This window comes from Candidatus Anaeroferrophillus wilburensis (assembly GCA_016934315.1).
Classification (GTDB): Bacteria; Desulfobacterota; Anaeroferrophillalia; order Anaeroferrophillales; family Anaeroferrophillaceae; genus Anaeroferrophillus; species Anaeroferrophillus wilburensis.
On the sequence record JAFGSY010000030.1, the window covers coordinates 118,356 to 143,685 of the forward strand.

General features: G+C 52.0%; 25 protein-coding genes. 3 read left to right on the forward strand and 22 right to left on the reverse strand.

The window, feature by feature from the left end:
* Positions 1 to 86 precede the first annotated feature (86 nt).
* From JXO50_08135 to JXO50_08210, 16 genes are all read right to left on the reverse strand, one after another.
* Positions 87 to 695 carry a deoxynucleoside kinase gene (locus JXO50_08135; protein MBN2333058.1) on the reverse strand — a complete coding sequence of 203 codons (609 nt, stop codon included), beginning with the start codon at positions 693 to 695 and terminating at the stop codon, positions 87 to 89.
* A gap of 168 nt (positions 696 to 863) precedes the next feature.
* Positions 864 to 1,589 (reverse strand): rRNA pseudouridine synthase, encoded by a 726-nt coding sequence (locus JXO50_08140; protein MBN2333059.1) that lies wholly within the window; start codon positions 1,587 to 1,589, stop codon positions 864 to 866.
* A gap of 11 nt (positions 1,590 to 1,600) precedes the next feature.
* Positions 1,601 to 2,173, reverse strand: coding sequence for an SMC-Scp complex subunit ScpB (gene scpB / locus JXO50_08145; protein MBN2333060.1), 573 nt, complete (start codon positions 2,171 to 2,173; stop codon positions 1,601 to 1,603).
* A gap of 96 nt (positions 2,174 to 2,269) precedes the next feature.
* Positions 2,270 to 3,106, reverse strand: coding sequence for a segregation/condensation protein A (locus tag JXO50_08150; protein MBN2333061.1), 837 nt, complete (start codon positions 3,104 to 3,106; stop codon positions 2,270 to 2,272).
* Positions 3,103 to 4,086 carry a tryptophan--tRNA ligase gene (gene trpS, locus JXO50_08155; GenBank protein MBN2333062.1) on the reverse strand — a complete coding sequence of 328 codons (984 nt, stop codon included), beginning with the start codon at positions 4,084 to 4,086 and terminating at the stop codon, positions 3,103 to 3,105. Before trpS ends, JXO50_08150 begins: the two co-directional genes overlap by 4 nt.
* A gap of 58 nt (positions 4,087 to 4,144) precedes the next feature.
* Positions 4,145 to 4,798 carry a site-2 protease family protein gene (locus JXO50_08160; GenBank protein MBN2333063.1) on the reverse strand — a complete coding sequence of 218 codons (654 nt, stop codon included), beginning with the start codon at positions 4,796 to 4,798 and terminating at the stop codon, positions 4,145 to 4,147.
* A 135-nt stretch (positions 4,799 to 4,933) separates the two neighbouring features.
* Positions 4,934 to 6,277 (reverse strand): phenylacetate--CoA ligase, encoded by a 1,344-nt coding sequence (locus JXO50_08165; protein ID MBN2333064.1) that lies wholly within the window; start codon positions 6,275 to 6,277, stop codon positions 4,934 to 4,936.
* Between the two features lie 313 nt (positions 6,278 to 6,590).
* Entirely contained in the window at positions 6,591 to 7,031 is a 441-nt protein-coding gene (locus JXO50_08170; GenBank protein MBN2333065.1) for a hypothetical protein, read from the reverse strand.
* Positions 7,032 to 7,291: 260 nt separating this feature from the next.
* Positions 7,292 to 7,747, reverse strand: a complete 456-nt coding sequence (locus JXO50_08175; protein ID MBN2333066.1) for an SH3 domain-containing protein — start codon at positions 7,745 to 7,747, stop codon at positions 7,292 to 7,294.
* A 94-nt stretch (positions 7,748 to 7,841) separates the two neighbouring features.
* Positions 7,842 to 9,719, reverse strand: coding sequence for an anaerobic carbon-monoxide dehydrogenase catalytic subunit (cooS, locus tag JXO50_08180; GenBank protein ID MBN2333067.1), 1,878 nt, complete (start codon positions 9,717 to 9,719; stop codon positions 7,842 to 7,844).
* Between the two features lie 60 nt (positions 9,720 to 9,779).
* Positions 9,780 to 10,382: a 4Fe-4S binding protein gene (locus tag JXO50_08185; protein ID MBN2333068.1), complete on the reverse strand. Its 603-nt coding sequence runs from the start codon at positions 10,380 to 10,382 to the stop codon at positions 9,780 to 9,782.
* A 126-nt stretch (positions 10,383 to 10,508) separates the two neighbouring features.
* The gene (locus JXO50_08190; GenBank protein ID MBN2333069.1) at positions 10,509 to 11,741 is read right to left on the reverse strand and encodes an NAD(P)/FAD-dependent oxidoreductase; all 1,233 of its coding nucleotides are present in this window, start codon (positions 11,739 to 11,741) and stop codon (positions 10,509 to 10,511) included.
* A 260-nt stretch (positions 11,742 to 12,001) separates the two neighbouring features.
* A complete protein-coding gene (locus tag JXO50_08195) occupies positions 12,002 to 12,610 on the reverse strand; it encodes a flagellar brake protein (GenBank protein MBN2333070.1) in 609 nt (202 codons plus the stop codon).
* Between the two features lie 17 nt (positions 12,611 to 12,627).
* Complete coding sequence (locus JXO50_08200; protein MBN2333071.1) at positions 12,628 to 14,052, reverse strand: response regulator; 1,425 nt, start codon at positions 14,050 to 14,052, stop codon at positions 12,628 to 12,630.
* A gap of 223 nt (positions 14,053 to 14,275) precedes the next feature.
* A complete protein-coding gene (locus JXO50_08205; GenBank protein ID MBN2333072.1) occupies positions 14,276 to 14,656 on the reverse strand; it encodes a hypothetical protein in 381 nt (126 codons plus the stop codon).
* Positions 14,657 to 14,665: 9 nt separating this feature from the next.
* Positions 14,666 to 15,889, reverse strand: a complete 1,224-nt coding sequence (locus tag JXO50_08210) for an FprA family A-type flavoprotein (protein ID MBN2333073.1) — start codon at positions 15,887 to 15,889, stop codon at positions 14,666 to 14,668.
* A 448-nt stretch (positions 15,890 to 16,337) separates the two neighbouring features.
* On the opposite strand from JXO50_08210, the gene nfo reads away from it, so the two are divergent.
* Positions 16,338 to 17,210: a deoxyribonuclease IV gene (gene nfo / locus JXO50_08215; GenBank protein MBN2333074.1), complete on the forward strand. Its 873-nt coding sequence runs from the start codon at positions 16,338 to 16,340 to the stop codon at positions 17,208 to 17,210.
* An 8-nt stretch (positions 17,211 to 17,218) separates the two neighbouring features.
* Here nfo and JXO50_08220 read toward each other — a convergent pair whose 3' ends face one another.
* The 4 genes from JXO50_08220 to JXO50_08235 are packed head-to-tail and all read right to left on the reverse strand — an operon-like array spanning position 17,219 to position 20,587.
* Entirely contained in the window at positions 17,219 to 18,025 is an 807-nt protein-coding gene (locus tag JXO50_08220; protein MBN2333075.1) for a metal ABC transporter permease, read from the reverse strand.
* A gap of 21 nt (positions 18,026 to 18,046) precedes the next feature.
* Positions 18,047 to 18,802, reverse strand: a complete 756-nt coding sequence (locus JXO50_08225; protein MBN2333076.1) for a metal ABC transporter ATP-binding protein — start codon at positions 18,800 to 18,802, stop codon at positions 18,047 to 18,049.
* Positions 18,803 to 18,828: 26 nt separating this feature from the next.
* Positions 18,829 to 19,674, reverse strand: a complete 846-nt coding sequence (locus tag JXO50_08230; GenBank protein MBN2333077.1) for a zinc ABC transporter substrate-binding protein — start codon at positions 19,672 to 19,674, stop codon at positions 18,829 to 18,831.
* 25 nt (positions 19,675 to 19,699) lie between these two features.
* Positions 19,700 to 20,587, reverse strand: a complete 888-nt coding sequence (locus JXO50_08235; protein ID MBN2333078.1) for a class I SAM-dependent methyltransferase — start codon at positions 20,585 to 20,587, stop codon at positions 19,700 to 19,702.
* A 334-nt stretch (positions 20,588 to 20,921) separates the two neighbouring features.
* Between JXO50_08235 and JXO50_08240 the strand changes: the two genes are divergently transcribed.
* Entirely contained in the window at positions 20,922 to 21,362 is a 441-nt protein-coding gene (locus JXO50_08240) for a TRAP transporter small permease subunit (GenBank protein ID MBN2333079.1), read from the forward strand.
* Between the two features lie 8 nt (positions 21,363 to 21,370).
* Positions 21,371 to 22,693 carry a TRAP transporter large permease subunit gene (locus JXO50_08245; protein ID MBN2333080.1) on the forward strand — a complete coding sequence of 441 codons (1,323 nt, stop codon included), beginning with the start codon at positions 21,371 to 21,373 and terminating at the stop codon, positions 22,691 to 22,693.
* Positions 22,694 to 22,773: 80 nt separating this feature from the next.
* Here the strand turns inward: JXO50_08245 and JXO50_08250 are convergent, their stop codons facing one another.
* Positions 22,774 to 23,877, reverse strand: coding sequence for a TRAP transporter substrate-binding protein (locus tag JXO50_08250; protein MBN2333081.1), 1,104 nt, complete (start codon positions 23,875 to 23,877; stop codon positions 22,774 to 22,776).
* Between the two features lie 129 nt (positions 23,878 to 24,006).
* Positions 24,007 to 25,257 carry an MFS transporter gene (locus tag JXO50_08255; GenBank protein MBN2333082.1) on the reverse strand — a complete coding sequence of 417 codons (1,251 nt, stop codon included), beginning with the start codon at positions 25,255 to 25,257 and terminating at the stop codon, positions 24,007 to 24,009.
* Positions 25,258 to 25,330: the final 73 nt, after the last annotated feature.

Consider the following 25,330-nt stretch of genomic DNA (forward strand, 5'->3'; position numbering starts at 1 on the left):
CCTCCAACTTCTGGTTCCCGATAAGTAATTTATTAGGCTGAACTATTTACTGGATTCTCCCGTCATTGTCAAGAATCTTTTGCATTTCAGATGTATTTTTCAATAACCTGACGCACATCAAGCATATCGACCAGATTATGCACATAGTCAAGCTCATCGGTGTTGATAACCACCACTTCTGACAGGTTGTAATCGGCTATCCACTCATCGTAAAGCTGCATCAGCCGCTTCAGGTAGCGCGGCTTGACCTGCTGCTCAAAAGGACGTCCACGGAGCTTGATTCTTTTCCTTATCGTCCGGTAGGGACACGTAAGATAGACCAGCAGGTCGGGAGGAGCAAGGGTTTCGAGCAAAGAAGAATAGAGGTCGTAGTAGGTGTCAAAATCCTTTTTTTTCAGCAAGCGTGACCGATAAAGATTGCGCGCGAAAATTTCAGCATCTTCATAAATTGTCCGATCCTGAACCACTGAGCTGGTAACATCTGCCAGCGCGAGATGACTTTTAAACTTCTGGGTCAGGAAATAAACCTGTGACTTGAAGGCCCAGGTCTTCATGTCCTGATAAAAATCTTTCAGATAAGGATTGGTGCCATACTGCTCATAGTAGGGCGTCAGGGGATAGTGTGAGCACAGGAATTCAACCATGCTTGATTTTCCCGCGCCCATAGTCCCGGCGACAGCGATAAATTTTTTCATGGCAACTACAATCCTTTACCGGTACCGGCGGCTAGGATAAACACCGCACCTAGATGGAATTTTCCTAAAGTTAACATAATATATCTTATCAGACTCTAGCGAAACAGGTGAAACTGCAAAAACATCACATCATAGCCTTAATCAAAGACGTCACAAGCAAAAAAAGTATTAAAGCCCTACTGACTGCCGGACCCTTTGAACCTCGTGAAGCGTGAGCTGACGGTACCGGCCCGGAACAAGGCCGGTCAACGATAAAAATCCGATCCTGGTCCGCACCAGTTTGACCACCCTGAAACCCATGGCCGCCAGCGTCCGCCGGATTTGCCGGTTTCGTCCTTCACGCAGAACCATCTCGAGAATGCTGCGGCGCCTGCCGGCTTCCAGCAGCTTTGTCCGATCCGGTTTCGATATGCCATCTTCAAGCATAATCCCCCGAGCCAGCCGATCCATATCCTGGGAAGAAAAATAGCCGGCAACAGTCACCAGATAGGTTTTTTCCAGCTTATAGCGTGGGTGCATCATCCGATGTGCCAGCTCTCCATCGTTGGTACACAGCAACAGCCCGGACGATTGATAGTCAAGGCGGCCGACCGGATACACCCGGTCACCAATTCCGGTCAATAAATCGGTAACAATTTTCCTGCCCTGGGGATCATCAAGGGTAGTAAGATAACCAGCCGGTTTATGAAGGATGAGATACCGGCGCTGCTGGCCGGTGACTTCCAATTGCTGGCCAGCAACAAGAATCGTGTCTACGGCAGGATCAGCCCTGGTTCCCAGCTCGCGCACCACCTGCCCGTTGACCGTGACGAGACCCTGGACAATCAATTTTTCAGCCTGGCGCCGGGATGCCAGGCCATAAGCCGCAATAATTTTTTGCAAGCGATCCGCCATCCGGCTCCCTTTTACTGGCCGTCGAGCAAGGGCAGTTCTTCGTGGGGATACAAGTCACCAAAGGAATTGATATCAGGCAGGCTTGACAAGCTGGCAAGATTGAAAATCTGCAGAAATTTATCGGTGGTGACATAGAGGAGCGGTGAACCTGGAACGTCTTTTTTGCCACGGATGGCAATGAGCTCTTTGACCAGCAGCAGGCGGATGACCCCGGAGGCATCAACCCCGCGGATGGCTTCAATTTCTGGTCTGGTGATCGGCTGCCGATAAGCAATGATCGCCAGGGTCTCCAGTGCCGCCCTACTGAAGCGAACAGGTTTGCCGGCATTGAACTTGCGAATCCAGGAAGCGTTGTCCAGCTTGGTCACAAAGCGAATTCCACCATCAACACGCTGAATAAGAAACCCCCGGCTACGAAGGCGATATTCCTCCTCCAGCTGACTGACAGCCTCGTCCAACAATTCGCCATTATCATCGATCTCAAGCAATTCATGCAGGTCACCAACAGCAACGGGCTCACTGGAAACCAGCAACAGGCTTTCAACAATATCTTTTATCTGCCGCAGCTCTAACGTGCTGCCCATAGGGCCCCTCCGCACATGACATTACGTTCCGTTCCGCCACCCAAAACCGTCCGCACAGGAAGCTCCAAACCCGCGGAGTTTAACAACCGAAGCAGCTTACGTGCCGGCATGAATGGTCAGCGGCTGCAACGGCGATTCCTGAGCCAGTACTACTCGCTTCTGGCGGCTCATCTCCAGCAAAGCAAAAAAGAGGCTGACTAAAAATGGCCGGTCGGCATGCAGCAGCTCAACCAATTGGGCAAAAGGAATGGATGACTGTTCACCTAAAACCTGGCTGACCTGCTGAAAAATATCATCAAGATCAACAAGTTCCTGGGTAATTTCAAGCTTCTCCTGCCGCTCCTTCTGCCGCTCACAAAGCTGCAGAAAAGCAGCCAGCAAATCACTCAAACTGACAGCATAACGTTCTTCGGCCACCGTCCCGCCTTCGCCCCCCTCCCCAATAGCCTCCTGAACGGCTGATTCAGCCGGCGGCGAAAAGGTATCCCAGCCTGATAGTGGCTGTCCAGCGAGATATTCAGCACCTTTCTTGTAGAGTTCATAGGATTTCAGCCGGGCAATGATCTCTCCCCGGGGGTCCTCTCCCTCTTCAGCACCATCATCCTCATCGACGATCTGCTGCTGCAGCAAAACCCGTGACTTAATCTGAATCAGAGTTGCGGCCATAACCAGATATTCCGAAGCCACCGTCAGGTTTAGCTCACCCATCAGCTCCAGATAGGCCAGATACTGCCTGGTAATAATAACAATGGGAAGATCTTCAATGGCTACCCGGTTTTTTCGTACCAGAAAGAGGAGCAGGTCAAGGGGACCTTCAAAACTGTCCAGCAAAACATAAAACTGCTCCTCCAAGGCATACAAGGCCCGCTGATGGGCAGGAGGGAAGAAAGGTAAATGGGTGGTATCCGTAGAATCGGAAGACAAGGTGGTCATATTTTCATGCCGTCGCGCACCTTCTCCATGGTTGCCACGGCAATGCTGCGGGATCGGGCAATACCGTCGGCAACAATCTCATCCACCAGTTGCGGGCGGACCTCATAATAGCGCCTTTTTTCCTGAACCGGCTCAAGGTGACGCATCAGATTCTGCATAAGGATTTTCTTGCATTCGACGCAGCCAATGGCAGCCCTGGGGCATTCCCGACGAATCCTATCAACCTCTTCACCACTGGAATAAAGCGGGTGCAAAGGAAACATGTTGCATACATCCGGGTCGCCGGGGTCTTTGCGACGGGCCCGCTGGATATCAGTCACCATCTGGCTGACCTTGTTACGAACCGCCTCTTCATCGTCAGCCAGGAAGATGGCGTTCTGATAGCTTTTACTCATCTTCCTGCCGTCCAACCCCATCAGCTTCGGCACCTCGGTCAGGATCGGCTCAGGAATGGGAAAAATTTCACCGTACAGGTAGTTGAAGCGGCGGGTTATTTCCCGGGTTAATTCCACATGGGGCAGCTGATCGACACCGATGGGAACCAAATTAGCCATATAGATAATAATATCAGCAGCCTGGAGAACCGGATAGCCTAAAAACCCATAGGTGGCCGTTTCATCACTCTTCTGTTCATCCTGGCTGTCCTTGAAAGTAGGATTGCGCAGCAGCCATGACAGCGGAGTTATCATCGACAGCAAAAGATGCAGCTCGGCATGCTCCTTGATCTGCGACTGGATAAAAAGGGTTGCTTTTTGTGGGTCAATGCCCACACTCAGCCAGTCAATAAACATATCCCGGGTACTTTCCCTGATAATCTCAGGATGCTGAAATTCACTGGTCAGCGCGTGCCAGTCGGCAGCAAAAAAGAAACAATCATATTTCTCCTGAAAATCAAGCCAGTTGGTGAGCACGCCGTGAAAGTGACCCAGATGGAGTTTGCCGGTGGTCCGCATACCCGAAAGAACCCGTTTTTTTTCAATCGCCATAAACCGCATACCTCAACCATGATATCACTTATTACTATATAAATAAATAGAATTAAAGGAGTTTTACGCCGATCATCATCTGGGCGGAAAAAGAAATAAGCGGCACAATAACCAGTTCGATGACATTGCTGAACAGGAGAAGCATGACAATCAGGAACCCGTAAGGCTCAAGACGGATGAAGATGGCTTCGGAGCTGGCTGGCAGCAGATTTGAGAGGATTCGGCCACCATCAAGGGGAGGAATCGGAATCAGATTGAAGAAACCCAGCGCCAGATTAATGACCACACTGGCCTGAGCCATCATAATCATCGGCATTATTACCATCTCCCCCACCCGTGCCCCCACCACGGTCAGCGGGATGCTGGTCAGTACATGGTAGAAAAACGCACTGAAGGCTGCCAGCAGCAGGTTGGCTGCCGGCCCGGCAACGGCAATCCACAGCATATTGCGCCGCGGATCTGCCAGATTTCCCGGGTTGATGGGAATCGGCTTGGCCCAACCAATCATGCGGGTAATGAAAAAAACCGCCGTTCCCAATAAATCAAGATGGCGCAGGGGGTTAAGGGTCAATCGACCAGCCCGACGGGCCGTATGATCACCAAAATAATCAGCAACATATCCATGGGCTACCTCATGGATGGTAACAGCCATTAAAACCGGCACCGCCATAATGGCAATCTGCTGCATTATTCCTTGCATATCCATCTCATGCTCTCCTGCTGAAGTCGCTGCATACCTATCAAAAAAGGAGATTTCCGTCAATGAGCATCTTGCGGCCGGCAGCGATAGTCAAGCAGATTATAATGAGTCCTGGATATCTTGGTTCATCTGCAATATGTGTTACAATTCCTGATCATCATAGCGGTGATCGATGACCCGTTCACTTTTGCGCTCGGTGCGAGGAAGGCTCTGATAAGCAACCACTTCCACCCGGCAGGTAACCATAATTTTCCGTCTGATCTCATTGACGATGGCGGTTGCCGTACGGCTGCAGTCAACCTCACCGGCACTGGGATTTGCTTCCACTTTGATCAGCATCTCATCACGGCCGTCCGGCCGTCGATCAAGGAAAATCTGGTACTCACTGGAAACTTGTGGAAACAGGGAAAGCAGTTCATCAATCTGCCCCGGGTAGACATTGACCGCTCGATATTTAAAAACCATGTCTGTCCGGCCAAGAATCCGGTCGTGGCGGGGAAAGGGAGAACCACAAGGACATTGCCCTGGCAGCAGACGGCTGACATCCCGGGTCCGGTAGCGAATCAGGGGCGCTGCCTCTTTTCTCAGGGTGGTAACCACCATCTCCCCCATGGTTCCACTCGGAACCGGCTCCAGGGTATGGGGGTCAATAATTTCAACCAGATAATAATCGGACCAGTAATGGATTCCCTGGTGACAGGAACAATCAAGACCGGTACCAGGTCCGTAGAGTTCAGTCATTCCGGGGATATCAAAGACATCGTCAACGCCGAGCAGCTCCTTGATGCGCTGCAGCATGGCACGACTGCTGCGTTCCGATCCCAGGATAACTTTGCGCAAATTCAGTCGATCACGGATTCCCCGTCGATGGACCTCTTCTGCCATGAGCAGACCCATGGACGCCGTACAGCAGAGAACTGTTGACTGAAAATCAATGGCCAGCTCACATTGCATATCCACATTGCCCGGCCCGGTGGGAATAGCCATCGCCCCAAACAGCTCACAGCCTCTTTGGAAACCGGCACCGGCAGTCCATAAGCCGTAACCAACTGCAATCTGGACCCGATCGCTCACCGTTAAACCGGCCATTTCATAGCAGCGGGCAAAAAAGTGTCCCCAGTCCGCAAGATCTTTCTCGGTATAGGCCATAACCTTCTTTTTGCCGGTTGTTCCCGATGAAGCATGAATCCTAACCACTTTCTCATAAGGAACCGACAGCAGCGGGAAGGGATAACCCGCACGCAAATCATCCGCTGCCGTAAAAGGCAATTTGGCCAAGTCCCCTACTCCCTGAATATCACTTGGCTCGATCCCGGCACTCTTAAAACGTTGCCGGTAAAAGGGCGAATGCTCATACACATGGGCTATCGTCCACCGCAGACCCCGTTCCTGCAGTTTTAGCAAGTCATCGGCAGAATAATTGTTCATAAAACGTTGATGCACGCTCTCAACCTCCGGATACAATAACAAAAAGCTGTGGATCATCATGCGTCCACAGCTTACAGGCATATAAAAAAGCCATGGACACCACTCCCTTAAGAGGATTGTCCATGGCCTAACTGACTATTTCCAGGTGGCGGACAACCCTTCAGGAATTGTAACGCCACCACCAATTATCGTTGATCACTTTCCCCCACCATCCCCTCGGCTACTGAAAGAATGCCCCCTCCCCAAGCACCCGGCAAGGAACATCATCCCATAACCAAATTCACCGGTCATGTCAAGGGGATTTCCCCGGCCGGACATTAATCAGCGCTTACCAGAAAAATGCCCGCAACGAACGACGGCCGAGGAAAAACTAATAATACAATATCTTATCTGCGCTGGCCAGCGCTTCCCAGGCATTCGGCAGCTGTACAGGAACAATGAAGTCTTCAATATTTGCGGTATCATCCACGGAGGTGGCAAAGCCGCCAATAACATGGAATGTTGCGCACAAGGCAATGGTAACCCCCAGCTGCTCCTTCTGAAAACGGGCCATCTGCTCCAGGTTGTCAGGCAGATCAGCAGCTGAAAGGCCTTCCAACTGTGACGCAATCAACTCTTTTACTTCGGCCGGAATAGCCAGCTTGGCCAGCTCGCCTTTCTTTGCCATGGCAACCGCAGATGGACCATAAAAAATGGTAACATTGGGGACATTCCCCAGCTTTTTAGCCAGAAAGGCAACGACATAGCTGGCATATTGATTGGCGGCTTCGGTGGTGTTGACAATGAGCAACAAATTTTTCGTTTCCAACATGTTACCATCCTCCTTTTTTCAGTTACAGATTGATAAAAACCCTATTAGCCGAATGGGTTTCACCATACGCCCATTTTCGACCAAAGTCCATGGTAAAAAGCCCTATCTCAGCCGATATTATTCCTGCTCTCCCCTCTAACACCCTAAAAAGGCGCCATGATGTCATCCGACATTTGTCTCAAAAAGCTGGCTTGGAAAATGGCTATACCACCTGCGGACCTTATCTCCCTAGCATGGCAACTGACGGCGGCACCCACTGCTCACCAGACAAGGCTTTGGTAAATCCAGCCTAGATCCCCGTCGGGGTGCTGTACTTTGATCCAGGTATCTTTTTTAGCGATAATTTTAAAGGCAACACCACGATCGGCGGTAAAAACGACCTGATTGCCGGTTCCCGGGCCGGAGCGGATATTGCACTTATCCTTGACGGTAATAACCGTTGGGGTCGAACTGATAAGCTGTCTGTTGATCCAGCCGGTATCTCCCTCATAATCGCTGAACTGGCACCAGGAGCCAGATTTCTTGACAACCTGGAGAGGATAATAATAGCCTACCTGCCAGATAATGTCGTATTCGCTTCCCGGACCTGAGCGGATATTGGCCTTGGGAACCGTGACTGAAAGGCGCTCGGCGTGCACTGCCACTGGCAGGATAAAAAACAGGACACTAAAAAACAGAACAAAAACAACAGATTTTTTCAGTTGCAGAAAAGCCATTCCTCCTCCATGAAAAAACAATAACCAATCATACTGGGAGCCAGCGCCAGCATTTCAGGACCACCGGCACAGCCGATATATCCTCCTCAATCATCTACACCTGCCGATATGGCAGCCCCAGAGCCTTGCGTTTGCCCTCAACATGGCGTTGGATTAGCAACGCCGCTTTTTCAGGATCAGGCTCTACCGCAAAGGTTGCCCCCACCACATCGCTCAGTCCCGAGGTCAGCAGATTGACGACATTCATACTGCCGGTAATCGGCGGCATCGGCCCCAAAACAGTGAAAACACCGGAGGCAACAAAGTAGGCACCGATGGAAACCGCTTTTTCCGAGTACCATTCAGGTGCCGCCCCCGCCAGCGGGAGATCACTGATATCCACCTGCAAAGCATCGGCCAGCGCAGCGGCCAGCACCAGGATACGAACGTTATCCACACAGCTGCCCATATGTAAAACCGGCGGAATCCCCAGGGTCTGGCAGACTTCCCGTAAGCCTGGCCCGGCATATGCTGCCGCTTCAGCCACCTTGAATCCGGCTTTAGCATTGGCAACTGCGGCACAACCGGTATCAACCACCAGATAATCCTGCTCAATAAGCCGCTTGGTCAGGGTTACGTGGCCATAATCATGCTTGATTTTAGGATTATTGCAGCCAACAACCCCCACCGCCCCACGGATTTTACCAGCAGCAATGGCATCAATCAACGGCTTCGGGGTGCCACCCAGAGCGGCAATAATTGCCTCAACGGAAAAGCCACCTACGGAAGGAGTCGGCGTCACCGGAATATACGTTTCTCCTCGCTGGGAAAAATTTTCAATCGCCTTACGCACCAGATCCAGTGCTAAGCGGGCAGCATTATCAGGATGAAATTCATGGTGTTCCATCCCCGGGAAGCGGGCTTTGTCGCTGGTACTGATCATCTTTGTATGGTAGCAGGGAGCCAGGGCACCAAGGGAAGGCATGATGCACTGGTAATCAACAATCATCATCTCCACGGCCCCGGTGCCTACCACCAGCTCGGTCATCAGGTGGTTGCCGGCCACCGGGATGCCATGGCGCATCAGCAGCTCATTGCCGGTGCAGCACAAGCCGGCAAGGTTAATACCCGCCGCTCCCTTTTCCGCTGCCAGAGTCAGCATTTCTTGGGATTCACAGGCCCGCATAATCATCTCCGAAACCACCGGGTTGTGACCGTGGACAATGATATTAACCTGATCTTCCTTGAGAACCCCGACATTGACCTGGTTGGAATTCGGTTGGGGAGTACCGAAGAGGATATCTGATACCTCGGTGGCAATCATGGAACCGCCCCAGCCATCAGAAAGGGCATTACGTAGACCATGGAGCATCAGGCTCTGCCAGCCGTTGTCCACCCCCATGTGGGTACGGTGCATCATCTCCGAAGTTTCCCGATCGATGCCCCGGGGAGCAATGCCGATTCTTTTCCAGAGCTCCTGCCGTTTTGCCGGTGCCCGGCCAGCCATGGTCAAATACCCCTTGCGGGTACCAAACTCATCCTGCATGGCGGCAGCCAGATCACCGGCGATCGCCAAAGCATTCCTGCCCTCGGTTTCAACACCGTATTCCCGGGCCACCCGAAGCAGTTTTTTCTGGTCACGAATAGCATAGCCCGGAGCATTATCAACAGCCACATCAGCCAGAACCTCCACCAGGTCCCGGCCATGGTCGGAATGGGCTGCTGCACCGGCGGCAATCATCCGGCCAAGGTTGCGGGCAACAATAATATCCGCATCTGCCCCACAAACGCCCTTCTGCGGTCCTTCGCCAAACGGATCAATCCGGCAAGGCCCCATGGCGCAGACGCGGCAGCTCAACCCCATCTCACAGTAGCCGCATTGAGGAGTTTGATCAGCCAGCCGCTCCCAGACGGTTTCCACCTGATCATTGGCCATTTTCTGCAGCAGCAACTGGCCGTCCCTGGTAATGGTTCTATGATCATATTTGCCCATGATTTCCTCTCCTTTTTTGTCATTGACTACAGCGGTTTTTATCATGGATGAACCGATAAACTAGCGATCCTCAAGAGAATGGAGACTTTTTTTCATCTCGAGCAACAGTGCAACCCCGGCCGCTGGCGGAAACTGCTGGTCCACTGCGGCCGATACCGAGCGGGCCACGACAGCTGTTTTCCTCTTCAAAGCATCAGCAGACTCTTCAAAGGTCAGGGCGCCTGTCTTGCAAACCTCAACACAGGCAGGCAGCAGCCCATCCTGCTGCCTGACAATGCAGTTGTCACATTTAACCGCGATGGTTTTTTCTGCCGGCGCCAACCAGTCCTGATGATAACGGATGACGCCGAAAGGACAGGCCATGGCACAGGACGCACAGTTGATACAGCGGTCAGGGTCAATGAGGACGGTGCCGCTCTCCGGGTCACGAAATATCGCCCCTGGCAGACAGGCCAGTAAGCATGGTGCCGGGTCACAGTGGCGGCAACGGTTGGGAAACCCCTCCCCCGATAACCCAGCACCCACATGAACTCTTGGTTTCGGCAATGGCATTTCACCAATGGCTCGGTGCATCTCTTTGCTCTGTGAATGGGCGGTGGCACAGGCAAGCATGCACTGCATGCAGCCAACACAACGCTCAGGATGAACTTGAACTTGCTTCATCGTATCCCCCCCTTTAGCAGCAGTGTTGCACGAAGAACGCTCAACCGTTTTCACGGCAAGCGGTCAATACATACTTTCGCTTACGATTGTTCCATCAGTGCCAGCAATTTTCCACTGAAATTGAACTCACCATAACAGCGAACGAACCTGGAAAGTGGAATCCAGCAGCTTCTCTTTTGGAATGGTCAGCGGCAGTCCGCGACGGATAAGGGAAAACAACACCCCTCCCTGGGCAATATCATTAATCAGAATCATACCAACCAGCCGGTCATCGCAAAAAACCATCTTTCGATACTGCCGGCGGCGAGGCATGAGAGAGCTGATAATGGTATAGCGCTTGTCATCGGCCGGGGGGGCAACCAGACCGGCAGTCATGACGTCGAGGGAAAAAATGCGGATAACATTCCGACTGACACTTCCCCGGTAGCATACAGGCCGGCCGGCCATATTCATCCCCGCAGCAATTCCCTGATCAACGGCTTCCGGCCAGATAGCATTCAGAAAACGACAACGGCGGGCAAGGTCAACCAGTTCAGCCACATCACCGGCAGCATATATACCGGGAAAAGAGGTCTCCAGGTGTTCATTGACCACGATTCCCTGGTTGACTGCAATGCGGTCAGCTGAAATAAACTTACAGGCAGGCGCCACCCCCTTGCCGACAACCACCAGTTCACACGGAAGTTCGGTTCCGTCTGCAAGAGCTACGGCATTGACCTTGGCATGACCGGCAAATGCATGTACTTGGCTGCCAACCAGAATCCGCAGGCCATGGTTCTGGAGTTCATGAAGAATCATGTGGCCAGCGGTTTCATCCACCTGCATAGCCAGGGGATAAGCGGAGCCAATCACCATGCTGACATGCAGCCCGCGGCGCAACAGTGCATAAGCAGCTTTAAAACCAACCAGGCCGCCGCCAAGCACCACCGCCCTGTGAACTTGGGGGACGATGGTCAGCATTTTTTGCACATGGGTCAGGGAACGCAGAGGAAAGATATGCTGCAGACCGCTGCCAGGAACAGCAACGCTACGGGGATCGGCACCGGTGGCAATCAGCAAACGGTCGAAAGGAATGATCAGGCCAGCAGCCGTGCTAACCGTACGAGTATCGAGGTCAATGGCAACAACCCGCTCATCGAGTACCGGTCGGATACGCAATTCATCATAAAAGTTTGAGGACCGGATCGGCAGCTGATCCTCGGAGATTGTCCCTTCAAGGACACTACTGATCATCGGACGACAATAGGGAAGTGAATTTTCGGCGGCCACCATGGTAATGGTGCCATGAACATCTTGCCGGCGGATGGCCTCAGCGGCACTGATTCCGGCAATCCCGTTACCAATGATCAGGTAGTTCATCGGCTGCTCCGGATTGCGGTTGGGAAGGAGGAGAACCACCCTTTCCCGGGAAGGATCTCCTGAAGAACCTATGTATTACCCCTGATGGGAAAAAATTTCAACCGCTTTATCCCCTGACACCCTGTTGATCGACAAATTTAGGGAGCAATTGTTCACCGCCGGCGGCGCCTATCATAACGCCACCCCTAGTCATCTAGTGCAGAATAAGGAATAAACGGAGAATAAAAATAGCTCTGTAAGGCAGGAGAACAACTGGTAACTCAAGCACCGGCAGTGGCTAGAAACTTATAAAGCTTAGCTTTAGGCATACCCTCTAACAAGTTGAATTTAATTCCTATTTTCACAGAATCATCATGCATGACTGTTCGCACAATGCCGGCAAGCAAAAGCTCTTCAACCACTCCCGGCAGGCAAAAGGAAATGCCCACCTCCTGGTCAACCGCAAGGGCATTGTTGACCCCCTCCAACTCGCTGTTTTTCATGGCCAGTTGACAACCGCCTTTACTGATATCGACAATCCGGCAATCAAAAAACAATTTACCCGTTTGCAGGCGGGCCGGCAGATAACAGTCAATCCGGGCAAAATTACGCAGGTTATGATCTTCAATGGCTTCGGGATAGCAGATAAAGAGAAGAGGGGCCGGGCTGTCGATCACCCCCATGACCTTAGATTTAAAACCAAAAACACTGCCCCGGTGCAGATATCGGACCACCAGGGAACGGTCAAGAGTAAAGAGTGCTTTGGGATCAGCAGCTGAAGGCAGTTTGACAATCATATACCTGCCCTCTTCCATGCCCACCAGAAAACTTTTGAAACGTCCCGGCGTATTATTATCAAGCTGGATATGTAACGGTGTATAGAGTTCCATGTCAGGCTATAATATTGTCAGCTGAGAGCTGCAATACCTCCCCAGCCATCCACTCCTTCTCTTTTTTCATTGTGCCAGCATTCCAAGAACTGGAGAAAAATAGGGATACATTCAGGGCAAAGCTGGGTGCCTTTCGCCTCTTCAATAATCTGCAAAGCTTTTTCCAAGGGCATACCTTTACGATAGGGACGATCACTGGTCAGAGCATGGAAAGTGTCACCGATGGCAATCATCCTGGCCCACAAAGGGATGGCATCCCCCTTCAAGCCATCAGGATAGCCCTTACCGTCTATTCGTTCATGGTGGTGGAGAACCATGGGGATGATTGCCGCCAGACTGGGTACCGGCCGCAGGATATCAGCACCGACCACCGGATGTCTCTTGATCATGTCATATTCTGCGTCGGTTAATTTTCCGGGCTTAAGGAGAACCTGATCCATGACCCCGATTTTGCCAATATCATGGAGTGTTGCCCCCAGATGGATGATTTCAATTTCCTGAGTGGTGAAATTCATCAATCTGGCCATCCCAACGGCAATTTCGGCCACTGCTTCAGAATGTCCCTGGGTATAGGAGTCACGTGCTTCCAGAGCACAACTCAGACTGGTAATGCTTGCCAGCATCAAGCTTCGCTCTGTTTCCAGCCTTTCCTTCTCTTTATGCAGTAAAAGCAATTTATCCGACAGCAGCTTTTCCACCGTAATAACCAGCTGGTCAAGATTGAACGGCTTCACCAGGTAGGAATCAGCTCCCAACTGCAGCATCCGCCTCATGATCGGTCGCTGGTTATTGGCACTCATAACAACAAAAGGAATAGCGGCGGTCAGGGGATCAGCATGAACCGCCTGACAGAACGACAGACCATCCATTTCTGGCATATCAATATCACTGAGAATCAGGGATGGCAAAGTGGTTCTGAGGGCATCTAGCCCCTTCCTGCCGTTTTCAGCTGTTACCACGGTAAAACCGGCTTCGCTAAGCCCCTTGCGGACAATCGAGAGGATGGTTGATGAATCATCAACCACCAGGATGGTTTGGTCACGTTGAAAGGTAGTCTTATAGAGTAGCTTTTCAATGGTTTGAAGAATTTTCTCCCTGGCTTCGTTTTTCGATAAATAGGCGTCCGCACCAGCCAGAAAACCCTGATCAATATCATTTTCATCATCCAACACGCTGAGAATAATCACTGGGATATGGTGGCGAGAAGGGTCATCCTTGATCAAACGACACATCTCCAGACCATTTTTACAGGGCATCTCAACATCAGTAATGATCAGATCAAAGTGTTCCGTCAGGGCCTTTTTCAATCCTTCCTGACCATCACCGGCATGAACAATCTCCACATCCATCATTTTCAACAGTTGTTTAGTTAAAGCATCCCTCACCACCATACTGTCATCAACTATCAAAATACGGCGGATCTTGGGGCTATAGGTTTTCATTCAGATTGAACTCCTTGAACCGATGCATTCGGCTGTTGCTGCAAATACCCACCTGAGGGCAGACTGCTTTCTACTTATCGGCACAAAATCAGATCTCTTTAGCGTAAATGAAGGCGCTGAGGGAAGGGCTTAACAGGAGACGCCAATGAAAAACCAGCGATTCCCGCGGCAAGCCGCAGAAAGCGCTGGTCACCAGCATAACGCTCAGAAAGGTGAAGGAATATCAGGAGGCAAAGAGGGTCCAATAAATAACGCCATCCTCGCCCTTGAAACCACGCAAAAGTTCCATATGCCTGAGGATGGCAAAATTTTTCTGCAGTTCCTTAAGACCAACGGCCAATTCTTCGGCCAAAGCCACCGGCGTAATGGCCTTTTTATTCGTAATAGTCTCCACCATCTGCTGTTGAATAGGCAGCAAATGAACCTCGGTAGTCAGCTTTGCCTGTTTTGCCGAATGCACAGCCCAGGGATCGCAGGCTTTCAGCGGCGACACAACATCCATATAGCAATCTTCACAGAGCTCCCGGTTGTCAAGCTCCACCAGATCATCGGCACCACACTGAGCCCCGCAGCGATCGCAGGGCATTGTATCTTTTTGCATCATTTCCTCCATTCAGTTAGAAACCGGACAGGCACAAGGGTTGGTAATCCGTATGGCCAGTGCATCGGCCATCATTTGCAGGGCTTGCACCACCTCGGCATCCGGCGCGCCATGGCCGACGACTTCCGGCTGGACAATCTCGGCTTTCATATCCTGCAAATACGCCTCCACTTTAGGCAGGATATTGACATTCCAGCTGTTTTGGGTAAAAACGCCTACCGGATAGCCGGTCTTCTTTTTGCTTTTAAACAACATCAGATAGTATTCCAGCCTCGGGTAGATGTTGGCATCGTAAGTCGGAGCACCAAAAACTATGCCACCGGCATTAAGCATCTCACCAAGGACAGCCCCCGGCTCTGCGGTTGCGGCGTCGAAATAGGCAACCTCCAGACCTTTTTCCAGCAGCCGCTGTTTGACCACCTGGCCCATCCTGTGGGTATTACCCCACATGGAACCGACAACCATAACCACCTTCTGCCCTCTTTGGTTGCTGGCCCACTCCTGGTAGCGGCTGATAATCGCCATGGGGTTTTGACGATAGACCGGTCCATGGGAAGGACAGAGGACAGAAATTCCCATCCCCCCCTTCACCCATTTATCAATGGCCTTAACCACATGCGGCAGGTAGGACGCCACGATGGTTCCCAGATAGCGTCTCGACTCCGGCCAGTATGCCTCCAGATCCCATTGGTCATCAAACAAGCCTTCATCCACAGCCCCGAAGCCACCGAAAGCATCACAGGGAAAGAGCACCTTATCCTCCTCCAGATAAGTGAACATGCTGTCGGGCCAATGCAGCCAGGGATAGCTGAGAAATTTTAAGGTCTTACCTCCGAGGTCGATACGATCGCCATCATTAACCGCTGTTACCCGTTCCCCCACACCGTAAAACTGATCCAGGAAAGATTTCGCTTTAGCAGTACAGAACACTTCGGCCTTGGGACACCGTTCGTAGATCACCGGTATCGACCCACTATGGTCAGGCTCCATATGGTTATGAATGATATAATCAATACTGTCCAAAGGAACAACTTCTTCAATGCGCCTGATGAATTGATCAGCGTAGTCACTCTTCACCAGTTCAATCAAAGCTGTTTTTTCCCGGCCTCGAACCAGATAGGCATTATAGCTCATCCCATGGGGCAATGCCCATAATCCTTCAAACAACGGGGTATCGTGATCGTTGACCCCTACCCAGTAGACACCGTCTATTATTCTGGTTGCACAATCAGGCATAGCTTCCTCCTCTGCCATACATTTATGGTCATGGCTGGTGCACACGCGCCAGCCCCATCTTCAACTACTGTATTTTTACCACTCTTACCATCCATAGTCAACAGTACTCAGCTGGCTACTGTCCACTTTTCATCAACCGTCATCAACCTGGACTGGTGTGTGACGCCAGGGAACACCTGCTGGAGGCGGGCTTGTGCCCTTAAGGGTGCAAATAAAACGTACAAGAAAGTACTCTCAGTGACGAAGGTTGCACGCCAGCAACCTTGACAAGAAGAATGATAATGATATGATATTCATCAGGTCGCCGCTGACCTCCACAGACATAGGCAATGACCTGGAGCTGGCATTGATCAGCTGCGTAATCGCTGGATTACCATGTGATCGTCAGCTCAGAGCTTTTAACCATCTCAACTGACATTGAACTCCGTTGTCTGGAAGAATGAAGTCTATGAAATGGATTGGAGCACATGTAAGTACTGCCGGTGGCGTACAAAACGCCCCACGTAATGCCACGACCATCGGAGCACGGGCCTTCGCCCTGTTCACCAAGAACCAGCGCCGCTGGCAGGCAAAACCACTCACCGATGAACAGGTTGCCCTGTTCCACCACTACATGGCCATTGGACACTTTACACCTGCACAGGTGTTGCCCCATGATAGTTACCTAATCAATCTGGGGCATCCGGGAAAGCAGGAACGGCAACAGTCAGTCGAGGCATTTATTGATGAGATCCGGCGCTGCGCCCAGCTTGGCCTTACTTCTTTAAATATTCATCCGGGAAGTTCCCTGGGCAGAATCAGTGATGATGCCTGTCTGGAAAACATTGCCGCCGGCATCAACCAGGCACTAGAGGTAACCAACGGAATAACCGTCGTTTTGGAAAATACCGCTGGACAGGGCAATAATCTCGGTCATCGGTTTGAACACCTGGCAGCAATTATCGACCTGATCGAAGACCGGGCAAGAATTGGCATCTGCCTTGATACCTGTCATCTGTTTGCTGCCGGCTATGAACTGCGTACCGCGACGGGCTTTGATGAAACCATGGCTGAATTCGACCACATTATCGGTTTCAACTACTTACGGGGTGCCCATCTGAATGATGCCAAAGTCACACTGGGGCAGCGGGTTGACCGCCATGAACGTCTCGGTGAAGGAACTTTGGGTTGGCAGGTATTCAGGCGACTGATGAACGACCCCCGGTTTGACCGCATGCCGCTGATTCTGGAAACCATCGACAGCAGCCGCTGGGCAGCTGAGATCAGGATCCTCTACGACATGATCGAAACAACAAACTGTGACTCGATGGGGCGATTCTGAGGGAAGCGTTACCGGGAAAAACAACACCGACAAGCAGTAAAGAGCAGGTAGACCACCGCCGTCAGTAAAATAATTGTTGCCCCTGAGGTCAGATCAAACAGGAAAGAAAGCAACAGACCACCAACAATACAGCCGATGCTGATGCCCACCGCCAGCAACATCATGTTTCTGATCGATGGAGTCAGTTCTTCGGCTATGGCAGCCGGGATGGTCAACAGGGCAATAATCAGAATCAAGCCCACTACTCTGATCAGCACCACTATCGACAGGGCCACCAGAACCAGCATTGCCCCCTGGATAACCCGCACCGGCAGACCACAGACTTCGGCATATTCAGGATCATAAGAGATGGCCAGCAGTTCATGGTGATAGCGGTAGACAATCATCAGAACCAGCAGGTCGATAACTATAATATATACCAGATCAATGGTTGAAACCGCAAGGATGCTGCCGAACAGATAGCCGAAAAGATCGGCGTGATATCCCGGGGTCAGATCCACCAGAATGATGCCAACTGCCATACCGATCGCCCACATGGCACCAATAATGGTATCGGGACGGCTCTTGCTTATCATACTGATGCCTCCCATAGCCAGCGCGGCGATGACTGAAAAAAGGGCGGTACAGGGAAGCGGCGGCAGGCCGAAATAGTAGGCAACCCCAACCCCGCCAAAAGCGGCATGCGCAATTCCCCCCGCCAGGAAAACCAGCCGGTTGACCACCACCAGGGTGCCGATAACACCGCAGGTAACACTGACCAGCAGGGCGGCCAGCAAGGCATTCTGGAAAAAATCCACGGACAATATCTGTGGCATACAGCCCTGTTCTCCTGTACCTTACGGATGAGGTTTATACAGCCGGTGGGGAAGACCATGGGCTATCAGGTCTACCGGACACTGGTAGGTTGCTTCGAGCATCTCCGGGGTTATGAGGCCTTCGTCATGGGCCACCAGGGTATGATTGACGCAGGCAATTGAGCGGACATACTGGGAAATCACGCCGATATCATGGGTAATGATGACGATGGTCATCTCCCGGTTCAGGACCTGCAGAAGATCATAGACGTTCTGCTGACCCACGCTGTCAATACCGACCGTCGGCTCATCAAGAAAAAGAATCCTGGGATCACGACAGAGAGCCCTGGCCAGGAACACCCGCTGCCGCTGGCCACCGGAAAGCTCTCCTATGGGACATTGACGCTGCTCCCACATTCCCACCCGCTGGAGTTCATCGGCAGCCCGCCGATGGTCTTCCTTGCGATAACGGTAGCCCCGGCAATGAGGCTGCAGCCGGCCCTGGAGGACAATATCCCAGACAGCAATGGGAAAAGAGCGGTCCTCTTTGGCCATCAACTGAGGAACATAGGCCAGATGAGGCCGGGCGTCAACCGGACGTGTGCCCAGTACGGCAACTGTCCCGTTGGCAGGTTTGAGCAAACCGAGAATGAGTTTGACCAGAGTCGTTTTGCCACCCCCATTGGGACCGATGATGCCAAGGAAATCCTGCTCATGAATAGTCAGATTGACATCTTTGAGGACAACCTGGTTGCCATAGGCAAAAGAGAGATTATCAATGGCTACCGCCGGCGGCATGACCCTTGTTGTTTGATCACTGCTCATCAATTACCTTGCCTGAGATGCCAGGCAACCTTTTGCAGGTTTACCAGCCAGTTTTCAGCTAGGGGATCAACTTCTATCACCCTACCCCCCAACTCGCCGGCGAGTAAAGCTGCCCCATTGCCACGATACTGCGGCTGGACAAAAATGGCTTTAATGCCCAGCTTCCTGCTCTGCTCAACCAGCTGGGCAAGATAGCGGGGACCAGGTTCGCTGCCATGGCGTTCAACCGCCAACTGTTGGAGGCCATATGCCCGGGCAAAATAGCCCCAGGAAGGATGAAAGACCAGAAAATATGGGTTGCTCTGCATCGGCGCGGTCAGCAATCGGAGCTCCTCATCAAGTAGGGTCAACCTTTCTTCCCATTGAGCCAGGTTGTTGCGATAGACATCCTGATGGTCGGCATCCAGAACACACAAGGTTTCGGTCATGGTTCGGGATAACTGTTTCACCAGACTGGGGTCCAGCCATATGTGCGGATCAGGAAGAAGATGCTGATGTTTATTTACCGGTTGCCGGTCAAAAGCTGCCGCATTGCCGTTCACCGATATTTTTTCAATGCCCCGGTCCGAGGCAACAAACTGCAGATTCTTATTCACTTGGCCCAGTCGGGGCAGCCAGACCTTCTCAAAAGGTATCCCGATGGTAAAATAGACATGGGCATCTGCCAAGGCCTCCATCTGTGACGGTCGGGGCTCGTAGGTGTGGGGGTCGGCGCCTGGAGGAACCATCACCGCCACATCCACCAGCTCGCCAGCCAGCTGCTCGACAAAAAACTTCTGAGGCAGGATACTGACGACAACCCGCATGGGGGCAGCCAGTACAGTGGCCGGGAAGAACGTTGCCAAGAAAAACCAGCAAAAGAAAAAAATCCTAAACCGCTGCGGTCGCCTGGTCATCATCCGGCCGTCCTACCTGCTTATCAAGGATGAGGCACCCTTTTCTGACCCTGGTATCATAGGAAACCATTCCCTGGGAATCACCAAAGGAGCTGATATAGGCAGACACGGCATCCTTCTCAGCCCCGGTCAGGGACCGCTGGAACTCCAGATGCCAGATAGTATGGTCAATAACATGAGCCACCGTGTCCTGGCGTTTCCAGGTGGCATGCTGGAAGGAGATCTGCGGGGAATAGCCCAGTGCATAGAGATAATTGAAAATCGCCACGATATCCAACGGATCCCAGACATACGGCTCATCATAAACCAGCTGGTGACAGTGATTGTACATGGGGTTCTCCCGAATACCGGCCCAGTAGGCAAGGGCCAGGTAACGGGATGACATGGACAGCAACCGGTCAACACTGGCCAGATCATTGAGGATGGGACTCATGGAGACAAAGACCAGGTCAAAGGTTTCAGGAGGATCATACTGATAAAAGTCAGCACAGATGACCTCCAGGTTGGCTGTCTGACGCTCCTTTTTCTTCGCCAGCAGCTGTTCGATCATCTTCGGAGAAACATCAACGGCGACCACCCGCTTGCAGCTTTTGGCAAAATCGAAACAATGAGTTCCCGGGCCACAGGCAATATCAACAACGGAATAACCAGGCTGAAGAATCTGCTGATCGTGCAGTTGGTTGGTTATCCATTGTTGGTCGGCAACAAAATCATCAGCATTTTCAAACTTGTGATAGTGGTCGGCCAGATCATCCCACTTTTTAGCCGTTGTTATTTTGCGGTTTTCAAAACTTTTCCGCCGTTTTTCGGCATAAATCCGCCAGAATTCCGGAGTGAACGGGTCATGTTCGACAGATAGCATGGTTTTATCCCTCCTATAATGATACACCGCCCTGAAGGCAGAGGTTTTTTCTGGCTTGCAATATCGGGCAACACAGCAAAAGTCAACCGCTTTTCATTTTTTTACCGCAGCCCAATGGAGGCAACGTAAAAAAACAACGAAAAATTCCTTGTAACTTGCTGGTTTTTATTATAAGTTTTGCCACTCATGTATATATTGCAATTCTGGCATACGTATCGCAGTAACAGCCCGCATCAGGAGGTGGAGAGCGTTGAATTTCCTTAAAAAGATTTCCCAGTCAATTGACTATTGCATTGAAAAGATCGGCCTCGCTGTTGCCTGGCTGACGACGCTCATGGTCCTCAATGTTTTTTATGACGTGATCATGCGCTACGTGTTTCACCGGGGCAATATCGCCGTCCAGGAAATGGAATGGCACCTGTTCTCGATTATTTTCCTCATCGGCGCGGCCTACGCCCTGAAAAAGGATGCCCATGTCCGGGTTGATATCATCTATACTCGCCTGAGCACCAAGCAGAAGGCTTGGATCGATTTTTTCGGCACCTTTCTGTTTCTCATTCCTTTTTCTCTCATCGTCATCTATGCCAACAAAAACTTTGTCGGCTCATCCTGGTCGATGCGGGAAATTTCCCCCGATCCCGGCGGACTGCCAGCCCGCTACCTGCTGAAAGCCATGATTCCCCTAGGGTTTTCGCTGGTTATCATTCAAGGTGTTTCCCAGGCGATAAAAAATTTTCTGGTCATCATCGGCAAAGAGAATGAGGTGGCCAGCTAATGGAATTCATCAATGAATATATGTCCCTGATCATGTTCGCCTCGGTTTTTTTCCTGCTGCTGCTAGGTTATCCGGTTGCCTTCACCATCGGCGGCGTCTCATTGTTTTTCGGTCTCATCGGTTTCGGTCCCCAGTTTTTCAACCTCCTGCCCTTACGCATCTGGGGCACCATGAGTAATTTCACCCTGCTGGCCGTACCATTGTTCATCTACATGGGGGTCATGCTGGAACGCTCGGGGCTGGCGGAAGAACTGCTGGAAACCATGGGCTTGGTGTTCGCCAGGGTGCGCGGCGGCCTGGCTATCTCCGTCATCATTGTCGGCGCCCTGCTCGGGGCTTCCACCGGCATCGTCGGGGCCACCGTGGTTACCATGGGCCTTTTGTCACTGCCGACGATGCTGAAAAGAAACTACAGCAAAGCGCTGGCCACCGGCACCGTGGCGGCATCCGGAACCCTGGGGCAGATCATCCCCCCCAGCATTGTCCTGGTCCTCCTGGGGGATATCATGAACGTGCCCATCGGCGACCTGTTCGTTGGTGCCGTCATCCCCGGACTTATTCTCGTTGTTCTCTACATGCTCTACGTGTTTATCATCTCGTCCATCAAGCCCGAGTGGGCCCCCCCAATTCCTGCTGAGGAGTTGGCCGGCATCTCCAAAAAGCAGATGCGTCAGCGGGTTCTTAAGGCCTTCCTGCCGCCCCTTTTCCTGATGGTTGCCGTTCTCGGTTCCATCTTTGCCGGCATTGCCTCCCCCACTGAGGCGGCGGCAGTAGGAGCGGTGGGCGCCACCCTGCTGACCGCCATGCAGAAAAAATTGAACCTGGATACCCTGATGGATGTCATGAAAGGGACCACCAACCTGACCTGCATGGTATTCATCATCCTCGTGGGCGCTACGACCCTGGGACTGGTCTTCAGGGGGCTGAACGGCGATGCCCTGGTTCGGGAGCTCATTGGTGCCCTGCCCTTCGGCAAATGGGGCATCCTCTCCATCGTCATGACGGTTATTTTCTTTGCCGGCTTCTTCCTTGACTTTATCGAGATCACCTTTATCCACGTACCGGTTCTGGCCCCCATTATGCTCACCATGGGCGTCAACCCCCTGTGGCTGGCGGTCCTGATTGCTGTCAATCTGCAGACTTCCTTTCTGACGCCGCCGTTTGGCTTCTCCCTTTTCTACCTCAAGGGAGTCGCCCCTCCAGGTGTGCAAACCATCGATATTTACAAGGGCATCATTCCCTTTGTGATCATCCAGGTAATCGCTCTGGTGATCATTGCCCTCATCCCTGAAACCATCACCTGGCTGCCCCATGTTTTGCTGGGGGATTAGCTCAGGAGGCGGTGAAAATTCAGTGCATAAAAAAAGCGGGGCAGTCAGCCCCGCTTTTTTTATGCGTTATTGATAGTCCTTCAGCTCTTTATATTGCAGCTCTTAAATTGATGGTACTGTTCTTCGGAAACCTTGTTCCATTCCACCATGCTCTTTTTGAAGGCCAGGAAATGATCGTAGACTTTCCTGGTCAAGGGATCACCGTCGGCAATCTCATTCAAGATTTTATCTGATATATCCTTGAGACCGCACAGAACCGGCTCCGGAAACTTCCTCAGCTGAACATTGTGTTTCTCCACCAGTTCCTTCAGATAGGCATTATTCTTGGCTTCAAACTCGGACAGGCTCCACATGTTGGAACGGTAGCAGGCAGTCTCGATAATTGCCTGGAGATCCTTGGGCAGCGCTTCAAATTTCTGTTTATTGACCATGCAGTCAAGGGAGGTTCCCGGTTCATGCCAGCCTGGATAGTAGTAGAATTTGGCAGCTTTATAGAAGCCCATTTTGTTGTCATGATAGGGGCCGACCCACTCGGTGGCATCGATAACGCCACGGTCGAGGTTGGTATAGATCTCGCCGCCGGCCACCAGGATGGCATTGCCGCCGGCTTCGGCCAGCACCTTGCCGCCCAATCCGGGGATGCGCATCTTCAGGCCTTTGAGATCATCCATGGTGTTGATTTCCTTGTTAAACCAGCCACCCATCTGGACACCGGTATTACCGGCCAGAAAACCCTTCAGGTTGAATTTGCCATAGACTTCATCCCACAATTCCTGACCGCCGCCGCTGTAGATCCAGGCGTTCTGGGACTGGGCATTAAAGCCGAAAGGCACGGCGGCAAAAAACTGGGTCGCCGGATGTTTGCCGGCCCAGTAGTAGGCAGCCCCATGGCCCATTTCGACGGTGCCGGAACTGACCGCATCAAAAACACCCAAGGGCGGCACCAGCTCACCACCACCATAGACAGTGATTTTCAGCCGGCCGTCGGACATCTCTTCAGCCCACTTGGCGATATTGTCAGCTGATTCACCCAGTACCGGAAAGTGCGGGGGCCAAGTGGTTACCATCTTCCAGTTGTAGGTTTTTGGTTTGGCAGCCCGGGCTTTGCGCGGCCGCAAAGACAATGCGGCACCAGCCGCAACGACTCCAGCTCCCAACTTTTTGATGAACTTACGTCTCTGCATTGATTACCTCCTTCACAGGGTCCATGTTAAGCTGAACAAAACAATATTATAAAATGAATATAACGTCATATCAACCATAGAATATCAAACCTGTCAAGGAAAAATCAGCCTCAAGACAAGACTCCACAATCAACGCTCCCCTTCCTGCGAGCGGCAATAACCGATTAACGCTGCGGCAACCGCCGCAAAGCAGAAAAGAAAGGCAGAGCGGTAGGCGGCAAATGGATAGACGGAATCAACGGCAGGATAGATCTTGATAATAAAGCCCATGAGATGCTGAATGAGAGCGGCACCGCCAATGGCAAAAAAATTGATGCTTGACATAACTGTTGCCGACATGGCCAGGGGAAAGGACTCCTTGATGTGGGCATAGCCGATAATACCGCTGGAACCGGCAAACCCAAAAAGGAAAAACAGCAGATAGAGACTCAAGGAAGACAGGTTCTGCACCGCCAGCAGAACGGCAATAACCAGGGCATAGCCGCCCATCCCGGCCAGGATCACCTTCTTGCGCGACCGGATAACCGCATCGGAAAGCCACCCCAGCAGGGGGCCGCCGCAGATAAAGCCGATGGCTATCATCCCCAGGATACTCCCTGCTTTGGCAGGCGACAAACCATAAACATCCATCAGGTACGGCCCACCCCACAGTCCCTGGATGCCGATAAAGGTGCCAAACCAGCAGAACTCCAGCAGGGCAATAAGCCAGAAGTTCCCGGTAGCCAGGAGGATCATGAAGCTTTTCCTGATGCTGATTCCCTCAGCCAGCGATTCCCGGGCTGAGCAGCAAGATAATGAGTTATCTTGCTGCCGCCCCTGGGGGGGATAATCGCGAACCCAGAAAAAAATTGCTGTTATTGAGGCAACCGTCAACAGGCTGAGGATCAGAAAGGTGGTCCGCCAGCCAAGCCAGGCGGAAGCCATGGCCAACGGCACGGTGGCGGTGAGGGCCCCGACATTGCCGATGGCCATGGCCAGAGCCGACATCATGGCAAACTCGTCTTTGTGGAACCAATGAGCAATAATTTTCAGGGTACCCATGTAAGCAACCGACACCCCGAGGCCAATGAGGCCACGCCCCAGAACGGCCAGCAGGAACGTTGGTGCAATGGCAAAGATGACCGCCCCGGCCGCCGCCACCAGGCCCATGAAAAAAGCCATGATCCTCGGACCCAGACGATCGAGGGCCGGACCTATGGGAAACTGGGCCACGGCAAAGGTGTAAAAATAGATACTGCTCAGCAGACCGAGATTAGCCGGGCCAATGGCAAAATCATGCACCAGATCGGGGGCGATAACCGCCGTTGAACAGCGGTAGAAATAGGAAAGAAAATAGAAGCTGATGACAACGCAGAAGATGAACCACTTATTGGTGCGCATAGGAGAAAACACCCGACAACAAGAGAGCTATGATCCGGAATGTCGGGGATTTATTCTCAGTGGTTCTGGGCAC